14 protein-coding genes (1 of these 14 cut by a window edge) are annotated in these 16,472 nt (G+C 34.3%); 7 read left to right on the top strand and 7 right to left on the bottom strand.

All coding sequences use genetic code 11. From position 1 onward, the window contains the following. From thrS to K7G76_RS05670, 6 genes are all read left to right on the top strand, one after another. Nucleotides 1-1,767, top strand: partial view of a threonine--tRNA ligase gene (gene thrS, locus K7G76_RS05695; RefSeq protein ID WP_223033611.1) — the 3' portion only. Its footprint begins 171 nt before the window's first position; only the last 1,767 of its 1,938 coding nucleotides appear in the window; its start codon lies off the left edge, out of view; its stop codon occupies nt 1,765-1,767. Between the two features lie 28 nt (nt 1,768-1,795). After that, nucleotides 1,796-2,350 (top strand): translation initiation factor IF-3, encoded by a 555-nt coding sequence (gene infC, locus K7G76_RS05690; protein WP_369412191.1) that lies wholly within the window; start codon nt 1,796-1,798, stop codon nt 2,348-2,350. 58 nt (nt 2,351-2,408) lie between these two features. Continuing rightward, on the top strand, nt 2,409-2,606 hold the full coding sequence (gene rpmI, locus K7G76_RS05685; RefSeq protein ID WP_223033207.1) for a 50S ribosomal protein L35: 198 nt from the start codon (nt 2,409-2,411) through the stop codon (nt 2,604-2,606). A gap of 90 nt (nt 2,607-2,696) precedes the next feature. Beyond that, nucleotides 2,697-3,041 (top strand): 50S ribosomal protein L20, encoded by a 345-nt coding sequence (gene rplT, locus K7G76_RS05680; protein ID WP_104736347.1) that lies wholly within the window; start codon nt 2,697-2,699, stop codon nt 3,039-3,041. Between the two features lie 134 nt (nt 3,042-3,175). After that, on the top strand, nt 3,176-6,445 hold the full coding sequence (locus K7G76_RS05675) for an amidohydrolase family protein (protein WP_223033206.1): 3,270 nt from the start codon (nt 3,176-3,178) through the stop codon (nt 6,443-6,445). Between the two features lie 38 nt (nt 6,446-6,483). Further along, on the top strand, nt 6,484-7,257 hold the full coding sequence (locus tag K7G76_RS05670; protein WP_223033205.1) for a sulfite exporter TauE/SafE family protein: 774 nt from the start codon (nt 6,484-6,486) through the stop codon (nt 7,255-7,257). Here the strand turns inward: K7G76_RS05670 and K7G76_RS05665 are convergent. The 7 genes from K7G76_RS05665 to tgt all read right to left on the bottom strand — a co-directional run bounded on the left by K7G76_RS05665 (nt 7,254) and on the right by tgt (nt 15,442). Further along, nucleotides 7,254-8,438: an asparagine synthetase B gene (locus K7G76_RS05665; RefSeq protein ID WP_407927976.1), complete on the bottom strand. Its 1,185-nt coding sequence runs from the start codon at nt 8,436-8,438 to the stop codon at nt 7,254-7,256. The genes K7G76_RS05670 and K7G76_RS05665 overlap by 4 nt on opposite strands. 138 nt (nt 8,439-8,576) lie before the next feature. Beyond that, complete coding sequence (locus K7G76_RS05660; protein ID WP_223033203.1) at nt 8,577-9,596, bottom strand: AI-2E family transporter; 1,020 nt, start codon at nt 9,594-9,596, stop codon at nt 8,577-8,579. Between the two features lie 30 nt (nt 9,597-9,626). Next, nucleotides 9,627-11,162, bottom strand: a complete 1,536-nt coding sequence (dnaB, locus tag K7G76_RS05655; RefSeq protein ID WP_223033202.1) for a replicative DNA helicase — start codon at nt 11,160-11,162, stop codon at nt 9,627-9,629. A 168-nt stretch (nt 11,163-11,330) separates the two neighbouring features. Beyond that, nucleotides 11,331-12,284: an acetyl-CoA carboxylase carboxyltransferase subunit alpha gene (locus K7G76_RS05650; RefSeq protein WP_223033201.1), complete on the bottom strand. Its 954-nt coding sequence runs from the start codon at nt 12,282-12,284 to the stop codon at nt 11,331-11,333. A 61-nt stretch (nt 12,285-12,345) separates the two neighbouring features. After that, on the bottom strand, nt 12,346-13,242 hold the full coding sequence (locus K7G76_RS05645) for a DMT family transporter (protein ID WP_223033200.1): 897 nt from the start codon (nt 13,240-13,242) through the stop codon (nt 12,346-12,348). Then, entirely contained in the window at nt 13,229-14,305 is a 1,077-nt protein-coding gene (locus K7G76_RS05640; RefSeq protein ID WP_223033199.1) for an LptF/LptG family permease, read from the bottom strand. The genes K7G76_RS05645 and K7G76_RS05640 overlap by 14 nt, the downstream gene beginning before the upstream one ends. A gap of 6 nt (nt 14,306-14,311) precedes the next feature. After that, entirely contained in the window at nt 14,312-15,442 is a 1,131-nt protein-coding gene (tgt, locus tag K7G76_RS05635) for a tRNA guanosine(34) transglycosylase Tgt (RefSeq protein WP_223033198.1), read from the bottom strand. A gap of 173 nt (nt 15,443-15,615) precedes the next feature. Here tgt and K7G76_RS05630 point away from each other — a divergent pair, with 173 nt between their 5' ends. Then, entirely contained in the window at nt 15,616-16,461 is an 846-nt protein-coding gene (locus K7G76_RS05630; RefSeq protein WP_223033197.1) for a transketolase, read from the top strand. Nucleotides 16,462-16,472: the final 11 nt, after the last annotated feature.

Below are 16,472 nucleotides of genomic sequence, written 5' to 3'. Positions count from 1 at the left end.
ATATTATATACATGGAATGACGATGAAGGCAAAAAAGCTTTCTGGCATTCCTCCGCACACATATTAGCTCAAGCCATTGAGGAATTATATCCTTCTGCAAAACTTTGGGTTGGACCAGCAATTGAAAATGGGTTTTATTATGACATTGATTTAGGGGATGACACTATTTCGGAAAAAGACTTCAAAACCATTGAAAGCAAAATGCTTGAGATAGCCCGTGGGAAGCATGAATTCAATATGCGTTCAGTCACTAAAGAAGAAGCATTATCTTATTACAAAGGTAAAAATGAATATAAAGTTGATTTAATTGACAACCTAGAGGATGGTACCATTACATTTTGCGACCACTCAACTTTTACAGATTTATGCCGTGGCGGGCATATTCCAAATACTGGAACTGTCAAAGCAGTAAAAATATTAAGTGTAGCTGGTGCTTATTGGAAAGGCGACGAAAACAACAAACAGTTAACTCGTGTATATGGCATTTCGTTTCCAAAGCAAAAAGAATTAACCGCTTATTTAGAATTGCTTGAAGAAGCTAAAAAAAGAGATCACAGAAAATTAGGCAAAGAACTCGATTTATTCACATTCTCTCAAAAAGTTGGTCAAGGATTACCATTATGGCTTCCAAAAGGGGCTGCATTAAGGGAACGCCTTGAGAACTTCTTGAAAAATGCGCAAAAGAAAGCAGGATATGAAATGGTTGTCACGCCTCATATTGGTCAAAAGGAACTCTATGTAACGTCAGGCCACTATGCTAAATATGGTGAAGATAGTTTTCAACCTATACACACGCCCAAAGAAGACGAAGAGTTTTTATTGAAGCCCATGAACTGTCCACATCATTGTGAAATATATAAAAACAGCCAATGGTCCTATAAAGATTTACCTAAACGCTTTGCTGAATTTGGGACAGTCTATAGATATGAGCAAAGTGGCGAACTACATGGCTTAACAAGAGTACGAGGGTTTACTCAAGACGATGCCCATTTATTCTGTACACCAGATCAATTGGACGAAGAATTTAAAAATGTTATTGATTTAGTATTGTACGTTTTTGGTTCGCTTGGTTTTGAAAATTTCACAGCACAAGTATCGTTAAGAGATCCTGAAAACCCTGATAAATATATAGGTAGTGATGAGAATTGGGAAAAAGCTGAAGCTGCCATTTTAAATGCAGCTAAAGACAAAGGACTTAACTATATAGTAGAAACTGGCGAAGCAGCCTTTTATGGCCCTAAATTAGATTTTATGGTGAAAGACGCTTTGGGCAGACAATGGCAACTAGGTACCATACAAGTAGATTATAATTTACCCGAACGTTTCGAATTAACTTACAAAGGCAGTGACAATGAGTTACACCGCCCAGTAATGATACATAGAGCACCTTTTGGGAGTATGGAACGTTTTGTAGCTATTTTACTAGAGCATACTGCAGGAAATTTCCCTTTATGGCTTGTTCCTGATCAGGTTATCGTGTTATCAATTAGTGAGAAATATGAAAAATACGCCAAAAAAGTTTTAAATTTGTTGGAAAATCACGAAATTCGCGCCCTAATTGACAATAGGAACGAGACTATGGGTAAAAAAATTCGGGAGGCCGAAATGAAAAAAATCCCGTATATGGTTATTGTTGGTGAGAATGAAGAACAGGAAAACATGATATCTGTTCGTCAACATGGTGGTGAAGATCTTGGCATGATAAGTGTAGAAAAATTTTCACAAATTGTTGCAAACGAAATAAACAAGAATTTAAAACAATTTTAAAATAAAGTTAAACTAAAATTATAAAGCCATAGCAATACGTAGAAGAAAACAAGCTCCAAGGCGAGTAAATCAGGAAGATCAACACAGAATTAACTCTAAAATTAGAGCAGAAAAAATACGCCTAGTAGGTGATAATGTTGAAGTAGGTATCTACACAACAAAACAAGCATTAGCCATTGCTGATGACCAAGGATTAGACCTTGTAGAAATATCACCTAAAGCAGATCCTCCTGTATGTAAAGTAATGGATTATAAAAAGTTTCTTTATGAACAAAAGAAGCGTGAAAAAGCATTAAAAGCAAAAGCTTCAAAAGTAGTTGTTAAAGAGATTCGCTTTGGACCACAAACCGATGATCATGATTACGAATTTAAAAAGAAGCATGCTGAAAAGTTTTTAAAAGAAGGCGCTAAATTAAAAGCCTTTGTATTTTTTAAAGGGCGTTCAATTGTTTTTAAAGAGCAGGGGCAAATTTTATTGTTGCGTTTAGCTCAAGATTTAGAAGAGATTGGAAAAGTGGAGCAAATGCCAAAATTAGAAGGTAAACGTATGACCATGTTTATTGCTCCCAAAAAGACGAAATAAAACCCTGAATCGTTCAGGTTTAAAATAATAAGCGAAGTAAATTAAACTAGGAAGAAAGATGCCTAAAATGAAAACGAAATCTAGTGCTAAAAAGCGATTTAAAATCACTGGTACTGGAAAGATTAAAAGAAAGCACGCTTTTAAAAGTCACATCTTAACAAAGAAGTCTAAAAAGCGTAAGTTAGCATTGACTCATAGTACTTTGGTACATGAAAATGATGCTAACAGCATTAAGGAACAATTACGTTTAAAGTAATATTGTTCGGTTAAATTATTTATAAACCCTGGAGTTAGGCTCATTTAAAGTATTGGAAACAATCGCCTACTACAAAAAACAATTAAAATTATGCCAAGATCAGTAAATTCTGTAGCAAAAAGAGCCAGAAGAAAAAAGGTTCTTAAACAAGCAAAAGGTTACTTCGGACGTCGTAAGAACGTTTGGACAGTAGCAAAAAATGCGGTTGATAAAGCGATGCAATATTCGTACAGAGACCGTAGAAACAAAAAGAGAACATTCCGTGCTTTATGGATTACGCGTATTAACGCTGGTGCCAGACAACATGGTATGTCTTATTCGCAATTTATGGGTAAATTAAAAGCTAACAATATCGAATTAAACCGTAAGGTTTTAGCCGATTTAGCTATGAACAACCCAGAAGCATTTGCGGCAATAGTAAATAAAGTAAAGTAAGGCGTTTCGCCTATTGTAAAACATATTTCGCTTATAAAAACCGACTCAATTGAGTCGGTTTTTTTATATTAAATTTTAATATTCTTTAAATCAATATTTTAAATTATCTTACTATCAAATTAAAATCCACCAAAATGTCTTTTTTAAAACTATCCATTTTTGTAATAGCTCTATTACTCAACTTCAGTGTCATTGCACAAAAAGAAAATGATTCAGAAAAAAAAACTTGGGATGTAAATAACCCTGAAGGTAATTGGGATTTCAAGAATTTAAAAATTTCAACAGACGAAGGTACATGGATGAATTTAGATATCAGCCCAGATGGTAGTCAAATTGTCTTTGACTTATTGGGTGACATTTACATTATGAGTATCAATGGTGGTGAGGCAAAAGTATTGAGAGAAGGCCTTGCGTTCGAAATTCAACCGCGTTTTAGTCCTGATGGGAAAACAATTTCCTTCACAAGTGATGCAGGTGGTGGAGATAATATTTGGACCATGAATACTGATGGTAGTAATGCAAAACAAATTACTAAAGAAGATTTCAGACTCTTAAATAATGCTATTTGGACTCCAAATGGCAACTATCTTATAGCGAGAAAACATTTCTCCTCCACTAGATCGTTAGGTGCAGGAGAAATGTGGATGTACCATGTATCTGGTGGTAGCGGCCTTAAATTAACAACTCGCAAAAACGATCAGCAAGATGTTAATGAACCGACAATTTCTCCTGACGGTCGTTATTTGTACTATAGTGAAGATGTATATCCTGGTGGTTTTTTTCAATACAATAAAGACCCCAACAGTCAAATATATGCCATTAACCGTTATGATTTTGAAACAGGCAAAATAGAACGTATAACTGGAGGACCAGGTGGGGCAGCTAGACCTCAAATCTCGCATGATGGAAAAAAAATGGCTTTTATTAAACGTGTTAGAACCAAAACAGTTTTATATGTCCATGATCTAGATACAGATGAAGAATGGCCTATTTATGACAGCTTAAACAAAGATCAACAGGAAGCATGGGCTATTTTTGGTGTGTATACCAATTTTAGTTGGACACCAGATGACAAGAATATAGTATTTTGGTCCGAGGGGAAAATTAATAAAATAAACATCAACACCTTACAAGTAAGCAGTATTCCTTTTATAGTCAACGCAAACATAAAAATTGCAAAAGCTTTGGAGTTTGACACACCTGTTTCTCCCGAAAAATTTAATGCCAAAATAATAAGGCAGGTAAAAACCGCTCCTGATGGAAAAAGCATAGTCTTTCATGCTCTTGGTCATATTTACACCATGAAACTTCCTAATGGAAAACCAAAACGATTAACGCAAGAACAAGATTTTGAATTTGAACCTGCTTTTTCTCAAGATGGTAATAAAATAGTTTATGTAACCTGGAATGATGAAAATCTGGGTAGTATAAATACAGTATCTTCAAGTGGTGGAACACCATCTAAATTAACAACAAAGAAAGGCATTTATAGAAATCCTGCTTTTTCTAATGATGGAAAAAAAATAGTATACAGAAAAGAAAGTGGAAATAGTGATCAAGGTCGAACTTTCACAAAAGAAAGCGGCTTATATATAATGAATTCAGATGGTTCTGATAATCAATTCTTAATTAATCAGGGAGACTATGCACAGTTTTCTTATGATAATAAGCGCATAGTTTATCAGCAAGGCGGCACTTTTGGAGGATCAATAACTAAAGAACTAAACAGCATAGATTTAACTGGAAATGATAAAAAAACGTTAGTTAAATCTTCGCATGGAAATCGATTAGTTCCAAGCCCTGATGGCAATTGGATTGCGTTTATTCATTTATTTAAAATTTATTTAGCCCCAATGCCAAAAGTTGGCTCCACTATTGATTTAACTAATAAAACCAAATCTATTCCAGTAACACAATTAACTGAAGAAGCTGGAATCAATCTTCATTGGTCAAGCAATAGTCAAACATTACATTGGACTCTTGGTAATGATTATTTTACCGCCAATACCTCTTCGGACAAAAATTCTACAACAAAGCCTACTGCTAAAATTGTATTAGAAGTGAATACCGATAAACCTAAAGGTAGAATTGTATTTACTAATGCTAGAATTATTACGATGAATGGTAACGAAGTAATAGAAAATGGAACTCTAGTTATTAATCAAAATAAGATTGAATCAATAGGTGAAACTTCAGATATAAAAATCCCTGAAAATGCTAAAGTGTACGATGCTTCAGGTAAAACAATAATGCCAGGTATTGTAGATGTCCATGCCCATGTTGGTGGTTTTCGCTCGGGGCTCACAACGCAAAAGCATTGGCAGTTATACGCCAATTTAGCCTTTGGCGTAACAACTTCGCATGACCCGTCCGCTAATACGCAAGCTATTTTTTCTTTGGCTGAACTACAAAAAAGTGGTCTTATGGTTAGTCCTCGAATTTACTCTACTGGTCATATTCTCTATGGTGCCGATGGTGATTTCAAGGCTGTAATTAACAATCTTGATGATGCTCGTTTTTCTATTAAACGTACCAAAGCCTTTGGTGCAACTTCTGTTAAAAGTTATAATCAACCGCGTAGAAATCAGAGACAGCAAGTTTTACAAGCTGCTAGAGAGGAAGGTATTTTTGTTGTACCAGAAGGAGGTTCTACTTTCTATCATAATATATCAATGGTTATGGATGGCCATACCGGTATTGAACACAACATTCCTGTTGCTCCTGTTTATAAAGATGTTTTAGAACTTTGGGGCAATAGCAATGTTGGTTATACACCAACTCTAATTGTAAACTATGGAGGTATAAATGGTGAATTTTATTGGTATGAAAATACTAATGTTTGGGAAAATGAAAAACTATTAAAATACATGCCAAGAGCTTTTGTTGACTCTCGATCTCGACATCGTTTAATGATACCGGAAGAAGAATATGAAAACGGACACATTTTAGTATCTAAAACTGTAAAAACTTTAAGTGATGCTGGTGTAAAAGTCAATTTAGGTGCGCATGGACAATTACAAGGACTTGGTGCTCATTGGGAGTTATGGTTGCTTCAGCAAGGAGGTATGAGTAATCATGAAGCTTTGAAAGCTGCCACGATAAATGGCGCTGAATATATAGGTATTTCAAATGATGTCGGCACGCTTGAAGTTGGTAAGCTTGCTGATTTAATTGTTTTAGACAAAAACCCTCTTGAAGATATTCGTAATTCCGAAAGTGTAAAATATACTATGATTAATGGGAGATTATATGATACCGAAACCATGAATGAAATAGGAAATGAGCCAAAAGAAAGATCATTATTTTATTGGGAGAATACAAAATATAACCAAGCATTTCCTTGGCACGAAGAAAGCCAAAGTTTTACACGTCCCATGTGTAGCTGTCATGTATTAAAGAACTAAAGTTTTTAATTGACTTTACTAATTCAAAACTATTACTAATGGAATATGCAATAATTTGTTTAGTTGCATTTATTGCTTCAATTTTAACGTTCTTTTCCGGATTTGGATTAGGAACTATTTTACTACCAGCATTTTCAATATTCTTTCCCGTTGAAATAGCAATTGCACTTACAGGAGTAGTTCACTTTTTCAATAATATTTACAAGCTTTTTTTGGTGGGTAAAAATGCTAAAAAGCATGTTCTTATTTACTTTGGTATTCCAGCAGTTATTGCATCCTTTTTAGGTGCCTATTTATTGATAAACATAACAGATTTAACACCACTTTACAAATACACAATTAACAATAAGGAGTTTACAATAACACCTGTAAAATTAATCATAGCAGCTCTTCTGATCGTTTTTGCCATTATAGAATTACTCCCCTTTTTAAAGAAATTGAATTTCAAAAAAAAACATCTCCCTATTGGTGGTTTTTTAAGCGGGTTTTTCGGTGGCCTTTCTGGACATCAAGGGGCTTTAAGGAGCGCTTTCTTAATTAATGCAGGTTTAACCAAGGAAGCGTTTATAGGTTCAGCAGTTGTAATATCAGCTTTTGTTGACTTCACGAGGATTTCAATGTATTCGACACGGTTTTTGGAATCAGGATTAAATAACAACATCCCGCTTATACTATGCGCCACTATATCTGCCATAATTGGTGCTTATTTTGGGAATAGACTGTTAAAAAAAGTAACCCTTGAATTTATTCAAAAAGTAGTTGCTGGGTTATTAATTACTATTTCTATTGCGCTAGGCGCTGGATTACTTTAGGTTTTTTGTTTTTTCTTTCTAGCGGCAGGAAATAATACGTTATTCAAAATTAAGCGATAACCAGGTGATGTTGGGTATAATTCCAATTCAGTTTTTGGATCACCAACCCTATGTGTATAATCTTCAGGATCGTGGCCACCATAAAAAGTAAAAAAGCCTTTCCCTTTAATTCCATGAATATATTTGGCTTCACCATTAGTTCGGTTTTCACCTAGAACAAGAACATTCGATTTAATTTCATTTCTAGTAAAAGAGGTTGTTTGCCCCATAAACCCTTTAACTAAAGCAGTGTGATTTTGACATAACATAGTTGGAATAGGATCCCATTTTGCTGAAAAATCCATTAATGTAAAATAGTCGGTCATTTTAGGTATTCTACGTTTTTGGGTCATATCAATTGAAGAAAATTCATAAACCAATGGGTTGCGCTCTAGCGTAAAATCTTTAAAAGCAAAAGTTTTGCTATAATCTATTTTGGATTGATAATTAGGTTCACTAGGATCGCCATCAAACATCGGTTCACAAATATCTACACCTTCAGCAGATATAGCTATATCAAAACTATCTGTCGCACTACACATGGCAAACATAAATCCGCCTCCAATAACATAATCCCGTATTTTTTTTGATACAGCTAATTTTTCTTCAGAAACTTTCCCGTATCCCAATCGCGTAGCCAATGCTTCAGCTTCTTTCTTTTCTTCAATATACCAAGCCGCAGTTCTATAATTACCATAAAACTTTCCATATTGACCTGTAAAATCTTCATGGTGCAAATGCAACCAATCAAATAACAACAAACCATCATTTAAAACCTCTTCATCATAAACCGTTTCATAAGGAATTTCAGCATAGGTTAAAACCATAGTTACTGCATCATCCCATGGTAATTTACCTTTGGGAGTATAAACTGCTATTTTTGGTGCTTTTTCTAAGACTACCGCTTCCATGTTCTTGCTTGGACTGCTAATTTCCTCTAAAATAGACTCTGCTCTAGCATTGGACAACACTTCAAACGATACACCTCTTATCTGACATTCGCGTTGAATACGTTCGGAATCTGGCAATAAGAATGAACCTCCTCTATAATTTAAAAGCCATTTTACTTTTAGTTGCTGTTGAAGAGTCCAATAGGTAATCCCATAAGCCTTTAAATGATTTTGTTGGCCTTCGGCATCCATAGGAATAAGTATGTAAGACGCAAAAGTATTTAGTGATACCAATAAGAAAACTATGAGGCTTAACTTTTTCATAGGTGAAATATACTGAAAAAATACCCCTTCATACTGCTTTTAAAATAATTTTAACCAAGTAAAACACTAATGTTTACCTGATAATAAATTGGCAATAACCTTTGTATTAGGAAATTGTTCTAACATGATTTTAATAAATACAGTAATAGGTATCGACATGATTAATCCAGGAACTCCCCAAATGTAACCCCAGAGCATAAGCATAACCAATACTGTGATAACGTTTAATGAAAATGATTTCCCCATAAAAATAGGTTCCAAAATGCTACCAAACAACACCTGAACACCCGTTATGGTAACAATAAAAAAGAATAAAGTACTTGTTGGGTCTAACTCAATAAATGCAAATACTGACAACAACACTACCGTTATTATAGAACCAACCATTTGCACAAAATTAATCAGGAACGCAAAAAGTCCCCAAAATATAGGAAAACTTACATCAAAAAAGTAACAAGCCAAGCCTGTTCCTATTCCTGTTGCCGCACTTACCAAAAACTTAACCTTTATAAATGTTATAAGATCTTTTTCAATCTTAACAAAGGTTTTTACAGAAGTGTGTTTTTGCTTTAAAACTATGGTATTTAAAACCTTTTGTATATTGATGGATTCTGCTAACCAAAGTACCACAAAAAAAGCAGTCATTAAAATCATGGTCGTGGTTCTTCTAACAAAATCTATGGTTACACTAATATTTTCTGTATGAACAAATTCTTTTAAAACACTTTGTTTGTCTTCTATTTGAAAACCAAATGTTTCTTGAGCGGTAAGCAGCAACATGTCAAATTTTTCTTCAGCCTTTACAAAAAAATCAGTTTCAGAATTCAAAACTTCACGGCTTGATATTTGAACTAATTCTGCCCCAATTTTTAATCCACCCGCTATAATTAAAACCACTATAATTATGCTAGCCGCTTTAGGTACGTTTTTTTTTCCTAACCAACGCATTAGCGGTAAAAACAGCAAAGCAATAAACATGGAAAAAATAAGAGGTATAAAAATAAAGCCCAATATTTTTAATAAGTAAAAAACTAACGGAATTACAATAATTAGTAACAAAATATTGGTAGTGCGTCGCTCGTTCATAGTAGGGTTTTGAAACTTTATTATAAAAGTTTAGAATGGAACATCATTATCATCAGGAGAACCAAAAGCATCATCTGGACTGGGGAAATTATCAGGCTTAAACGTATTATCGTTTGCTGCTGCATTCATTTTAGAATGGAACTCCTGGTCAAAAGGTGAATCAAAATCATCTAAATTATCAAACTTACCTAAATGCCCAATAAATTTTAACCGAATATTATCTAGTCCACCATTTCTGTGTTTTGCTACTATAAATTCCGCTTGACCTTCAGTAGGTGATCGCTCTTCATCGTCCCATTCATCAATTTTATAATATTCAGGTCTGTAGATGAAACTTACAATATCGGCATCCTGCTCTATCGCTCCTGATTCACGTAAGTCTGAAAGTAAAGGACGCTTACTGCCTCCTCGTGTTTCCACAGCACGTGATAACTGTGATAAGGCTATTACAGGAACACTTAATTCTTTTGCTAAAGCTTTCAGGTTTCTGGAAATAGTTGATATTTCTTGTTCACGGTTACCTCCTTTTTGACTTCCACCTGCTGTCATTAATTGCAAGTAATCAATTATTATCAATCGGATACCATGTTGTGAAGCTAAACGTCTTGCCTTGGCTCTTAAGTCGAAAATGGATAACGAGGGTGTATCATCAATAAACAAAGGTGCCTTTTCTAATCCTTTCACCTTTACGTTTAACTGTTCCCACTCGTGCTTCTCTAGTTTACCTGTTCTTAATTTTTCTGAAGACAGACCTGTTTCACTAGAGATCAAACGTGTAATTAACTGCACAGAGGCCATCTCTAAAGAGAAAAATGCTACCGGAATATTTTGGTCAACAGCAATATTTCTAGCCATTGATAATGTTAAAGCCGTTTTACCCATACCAGGACGAGCAGCAACAATAATTAGATCGGAATCCTGCCATCCAGAAGTTAGTTTATCTAACTTTGAAAAGCCTGTTGGAATACCACTTAAGCCCTCTTTATTTGAAATTTCTTCAATTTTCTTTTTAGCTTGAATTACCAAACTTTGGGCAGTTTCACTGGACTTCTTAATATTTCCTTGTGTAACCTCATACAGTTTTGCTTCAGCTTTATCCAATAAATCAAAAACATCTTGAGTTTCATCGTAGGAGTCTTCAATAATTTCCGATGAAATTTTTATAAGACTACGCTGAATATATTTTTGCAAAATAATTCTTGCATGGAACTCAATATGTGCAGAAGACGATACTTTTTGGGTTAAAGAAATGAGATAAAAATCACCACCAACCAAATCCAACTTCAAGTTTTTCTTTAACTGGCTTGAAACGGTTAATAAGTCAATAGGTTCACTATTTTCGAACAATTGAAAAACCGCTTCAAATATATGCTGATGTGCTTCCTTGTAAAAAGCTTCAGGGCTTAAAATATCGATAACCTCATCAACGCCTTTTTTGTCAATCATCATAGCACCAAGCACAACCTCTTCTAAATCAATAGCTTGTGGTGGTATTTTTCCTTTTTCTAGATTTATTATCGTGCTTTTATCGACTTGGTAGCCTTTTATTTGGTTAGGTTGTTTCATGCAGACGAAAGTAAATAAAACAATGTTATTTTTTTAGTATTGTTAGTCCTTCATTGTTAACCATAAGTTAACAAACTAACTGTTAATAAGTTAAAAATATTGTTGATAAGCATAAAAAAATCTGAAACTTGCCATTCCAGATTTTAAGTTTCTATGATTATTAGGTAGTTATCCTTTAAAAACCCCCATATCTAAATACTTATCCATGCGATTATTAACTAAATCTTTTGGTGATAAGTTTTTTAGCTCTTCATGAGTTTTTAAAATGGCGTCGCGAACAGCTAAAAACGTCTTTTCTCTATCGCTATGTGCTCCACCTAATGGTTCTTTAATAATTTGGTCCACTAGTTTCATTTTTTTCATGTCACCAGCAGTTAATTTTAAAGCATCAGCGGCTTGTTCTTTGTATTCCCAGCTACGCCATAAAATTGATGAACACGATTCTGGTGAAATAACCGAATACCATGTGTTTTCAAGCATCAATACTTTATCCCCTACTCCAATACCTAAAGCGCCTCCAGATGCTCCTTCTCCAATAATTATGGTAATAATTGGCACTTTTAAACGCGTCATTTCAAGAATGTTTCTTGCAATAGCCTCGCCTTGTCCGCGTTCTTCAGCTTCCAAACCAGGATAAGCTCCCGGAGTATCAATTAAGGTTATTACAGGAATTCCAAATTTTTCAGCAGACTTCATTAAGCGCAGTGCTTTTCGGTATCCTTCTGGGTTGGCCATTCCAAAATTACGGTACTGTCTGGTTTTTGTATTATATCCTTTTTGTTGACCAACTATCATAAAACTTTGGTCGCCAATCTTACCTAAACCACCAATCATAGCCTTATCGTCCTTTACATTTCTATCGCCATGTAATTCTAAAAATGAATCGCCACATAAGGCTTTTATATAATCTAAAGTATAAGGTCTACTTGGATGACGTGACATTTGCACACGCTGCCAAGGCGTTAGGTTTTTGTATATATCTTTTTTAGTCGCTACTAATTTCTTTTCAATTTGTTTGCAAGTTTCCGTAACATCAACATCACTCTCCTCGCCTATAACTTGACATTTTTGCAATTGCTCTTCAAGTTCTTTTATCGGAAGTTCAAATTCTAAATATTCCATAGAAATTTGTTATTAAATTTAGTTAGTGTACAAATATAAAAACTTTAATTGTCTTAAAATATTAAGCTGGATTTCTTTTTAGCTTTTTTGAGTTTTTTAAAATCCCGTTAAGCATTACCACACTAATAACGATTATAGCTCCAACATAAAAATTAAAACTCATATTTTCTTTTTCAGGAAAAATAATAATAGCCAAAATAATTCCGTAAACCGGCTCTAAATTATAAGTTAACACTACAGTGTAAGGACTTATATAACGCATAACATAAACCGAGGCAATAAAAGCATAGGCTGTACAAACTGATGCTAAAATTAAAAGGTAAACAATATCGGAAACGTGCAGAATAAAGAAATCTGTATTAAATCCTGAATTGGAAAACAGCAAGTACAGACTGATAAATGCCACTCCACTTATAAACTCGTAAAACGAGATAACTGTAGCCGTATGCTGCTCTAAAAATTTACCATTTAAAACTGCAAAAAATGATGATAAAAAGGCTGAAATAATCCCTAAAACGATGCCTAAAAGATATTCTAACTCACTTTGGGTAATGATATATACTCCTATTATTACAATAATTCCAAAAATAATTTCATACCAAATAATCCTACGCTTATAAATTAATGGTTCAATTAATGACGCGAAAAAAGCACCAGTTGAGAACATAGCTAAAGCAATAGATACGTTAGACTCTTTTATTGATGCAAAAAATGTAATCCAGTGCAGAGCAATAATGATGCCTGCAAAACTTAACTTTAAAATAGACCGAATAGAAATTCTAATTCTTGCTTTAGAAAACATAATATATAAGGCCATAAAAACCAAAGCAAAAAGCATGCGATACCACACCAAAGGAATAGCATCTATAGTAATTAACTGACCTAATATTGCTGTAAATCCAGCAATAAAAACCAATACATGAAGATGTAGGTAATTCTTTAATTTAGCGTTTTGCATTGTAAAGCAAATATGCTGCTAAAATACCGAATAAAACATTAGGAAACCATACTGCAACTAAAGGAGGAAAATCAGATTGCGCAGCTAAAACTCCAAAAATTTTGTCGAAAAACACAAAAACCATAGCGATACAAATACCAAACGCAAGGTTGACACCCATTCCGCCACGTCTTTTTATTGAAGAAACTGCAACAGCAATAATAGTAAGTATAAAGACAGAAACCGGCAAACTCCATTTTCTATATTGAACCAATTTATAACGGCTAATATTTGAAGATCCTCGTTTTTCCTCTTTCTCAATAAACCTATTTAGTTCACCATACGGTAAAGTTTCGGCTATATATTCAACTGGAGTTAAATCTTCTAAATCAAACGGAAACACAGTATCTTTCCGTCTGGTATACTCTAAAATATCACCATCTTCACCAATAGTTCTTTTAAGGTAAGAGAGAAGCTTATATGTTGAATCTTTTTCTACAAATCGAATGGAGTTCGCCTTGATTTTATAAGTCATTTTGTTGTTTTCAAAATGCTCTAATGTAAAATTTTGTCCACTTTGTTGTTTGGCATCAAAGCTACTGACATATATATAATCGTTATCGTTAATCTGTCTATACACATTACGATTATCAACAGGGCTTTTGTTTGATTTTAGATATTTATAGTTAAAATCATTAAAGCCTTTACTTGCATTTGGAGCCAGATACAGCCCTAATGCCAATGCCAAAATTGAAACTATAAATGCACCAATTAAGTATGGTCTTAAAAATCTTGAAAATGAAACACCAGAACTTAAAAATGCAATAACTTCGGTATTATTAGCCAATTTTGAAGTAAACCAAATAACCGACAAAAAAAGAAAAAGCGGAAATAGTAAGTGTGCAAAATAAATAGTGAAATCTAAAAAGTACAGCATTACTTCACTAAAAGGCACCTCGTTTTCTAAAATTTTACCAATTTTTTCTGCCAGATGTACAGTTATACCAATCGGTATAAACAATAGTAACATTATAAAAAATGTGAACAAATACCGTTTTAATATGTACCAATCTAATATCTTCATTTTTTATTACAAACGGTTGTCCATTTGCTTAACCATTTTATCTTTCCAAGTCGAAAAATCTCCTGCTAATATATGTTTTCTGGCTTCACGAACCAACCATAAATAGAATCCTAAATTATGTATGGTTGCTATCTGTTTTCCCAAAAGTTCATTTACCGTAAATAAATGTCGTACGTAAGCTTTTGTATATTCAGTATCTACAAAAGTAATGCCCATTTCATCCAAAGGTGAAAAGTCGTCTTTCCACTTTAAATTTTTAATATTAATCGTTCCGTGAGCTGTAAACAACATCCCATTTCTTGCATTACGTGTGGGCATAACACAATCAAACATATCTATACCTAAAGCAATATTTTCAAGAATGTTAATTGGCGTTCCAACTCCCATTAGATATCGTGGTTTATCTTCAGGAAGAATAGCCGTAACAACTTCGGTCATAGCATACATTTCTTCTGCAGGTTCACCAACCGATAGACCACCTATTGCATTACCAACGGCTCCAGCATTGGCTATATATTCTGCCGATTGTTGTCTTAAGTCTTTATAGGTACTTCCTTGAACAATTGGAAAAAATGCCTGGTCATAATCATACTTTAAATGTGTTTTCTCTAAATGGTTTATGCACCTATCCAGCCAACGATGCGTCATATGCATGGAACGCTTGGCATAATTATAATCGCATGGATAAGGTGTACACTCATCAAAAGCCATTATTATATCAGCTCCTATTGTACGCTGAATTTCCATAACATTTTCTGGAGTAAATGTGTGGTAACTCCCATCAATATGACTCTTGAACTTTACCCCTTCTTCTTTAATTTTTCTGTTAGCAGATAAGGAATATACTTGATATCCGCCAGAATCGGTTAAAATATTGCGATCCCAATTCATAAACTTATGCAATCCACCCGCTTGCTCTAAAATATCTGTTTGAGGGCGTAAATATAAATGGTAGGTATTACCCAATATAATATCTGGGTTAATGTCTTGTTTTAATTCGCGTTGATGAACACCTTTAACAGTAGCAACCGTACCTACTGGCATAAAAATAGGCGTCTCAATCGTTCCATGGTCAGTTGTTATAACACCTGCTCTTGCTTTAGTTTGCTTATCGTTACCTAGTAAATTGAATTTCATGACTTGTAATCTATCAAGGCGCAAAGATAATTATCTGAATATTTTAAGCATTACAATTGTAATTAAATTAACTTATTAACAATAGCTATACCTTGTTAACAATACAAATTATTTTCTTTTATAAACTATGATAAAAACTTATTTTTGACCCTTGAAATTTTAACTACCTAAACATGCCAAGCACACAACAATTAGAAGATTTAACAACACAGGTTCGTAGAGACATTTTACGAATGGTTCACAAAGTAAATTCAGGTCATCCTGGAGGCTCATTAGGCTGTGCCGAATTTTTTGTGGCACTGTATCAAGACATCATGGAATACAGCACAGATTTTGATATGGACGGTATAGGCGAAGATTTATTTTTCCTATCCAATGGTCATATCTCACCAGTTTACTACAGCGTCCTAGCACGCTCTGGCTTCTTTCCTGTTGATGAACTTAACACCTTTCGTTTAATTAACTCGCGATTACAAGGGCACCCAACCACACACGAAGGATTACCTGGTGTACGCATTGCCTCTGGTTCTTTAGGTCAAGGCATGTCTGTTGCCATTGGTGCAGCACAAGCCAAAAAATTGAATAATGATTCCCATTTAGTGTATAGCTTACATGGCGATGGTGAATTACAAGAAGGTCAAAATTGGGAAGCCATAATGTATGCTGCCGGCAACCAAGTAGATAATTTAATCGCTACAGTTGATTTAAATGGTCAGCAGATTGACGGTTCTACAGACACAGTATTACCAATGGGAAGTTTAAGAGCAAAATTTGAAGCCTTTGGTTGGACGGTTGTAGATATTGAAAACGGTAATGATATAGAGTCCATTTTAAAAGGTATGGCAGAAGCTAAATCTAAAACCGGACAAGGCAAACCTGTTTGTGTGTTATTAAAAACAGTTATGGGTAATGGTGTAGACTTTATGATGCATACACATGCATGGCATGGTAAAGCTCCAAACGATGAACAATTAGAAATTGGTTTATCACAAAACCCAGAAACTTTAGGCGATTATTAATTTGCAATCAA

The sequence above is a fragment of the Hanstruepera marina genome (assembly GCF_019880635.1).
GTDB classification, from domain to species: Bacteria; Bacteroidota; Bacteroidia; order Flavobacteriales; family Flavobacteriaceae; genus Hanstruepera; species Hanstruepera marina.
This window is presented reverse-complemented; position numbering and strand designations above follow the sequence as displayed.

Excerpts from the sequence above, each read along its gene's own strand:
- rpmI (WP_223033207.1), top strand. The coding sequence starts at position 2,409 with ATGCCTAAAATGAAAACGAAATCTAGTGCTAAAAAGCGATTTAAAATC.
- rplT (WP_104736347.1), top strand. The coding sequence starts at position 2,697 with ATGCCAAGATCAGTAAATTCTGTAGCAAAAAGAGCCAGAAGAAAAAAG.
- K7G76_RS05675 (WP_223033206.1), top strand. The coding sequence starts at position 3,176 with ATGTCTTTTTTAAAACTATCCATTTTTGTAATAGCTCTATTACTCAAC.
- K7G76_RS05670 (WP_223033205.1), top strand. The coding sequence starts at position 6,484 with ATGGAATATGCAATAATTTGTTTAGTTGCATTTATTGCTTCAATTTTA.
- K7G76_RS05665 (WP_407927976.1), bottom strand. The coding sequence starts at position 8,438 with ATGGATGCCGAAGGCCAACAAAATCATTTAAAGGCTTATGGGATTACC.
- K7G76_RS05660 (WP_223033203.1), bottom strand. The coding sequence starts at position 9,596 with ATGAACGAGCGACGCACTACCAATATTTTGTTACTAATTATTGTAATT.
- dnaB (WP_223033202.1), bottom strand. The coding sequence starts at position 11,162 with ATGAAACAACCTAACCAAATAAAAGGCTACCAAGTCGATAAAAGCACG.
- K7G76_RS05650 (WP_223033201.1), bottom strand. The coding sequence starts at position 12,284 with ATGGAATATTTAGAATTTGAACTTCCGATAAAAGAACTTGAAGAGCAA.
- K7G76_RS05645 (WP_223033200.1), bottom strand. The coding sequence starts at position 13,242 with ATGCAAAACGCTAAATTAAAGAATTACCTACATCTTCATGTATTGGTT.
- K7G76_RS05640 (WP_223033199.1), bottom strand. The coding sequence starts at position 14,305 with ATGAAGATATTAGATTGGTACATATTAAAACGGTATTTGTTCACATTT.
- tgt (WP_223033198.1), bottom strand. The coding sequence starts at position 15,442 with ATGAAATTCAATTTACTAGGTAACGATAAGCAAACTAAAGCAAGAGCA.
- K7G76_RS05630 (WP_223033197.1), top strand. The coding sequence starts at position 15,616 with ATGCCAAGCACACAACAATTAGAAGATTTAACAACACAGGTTCGTAGA.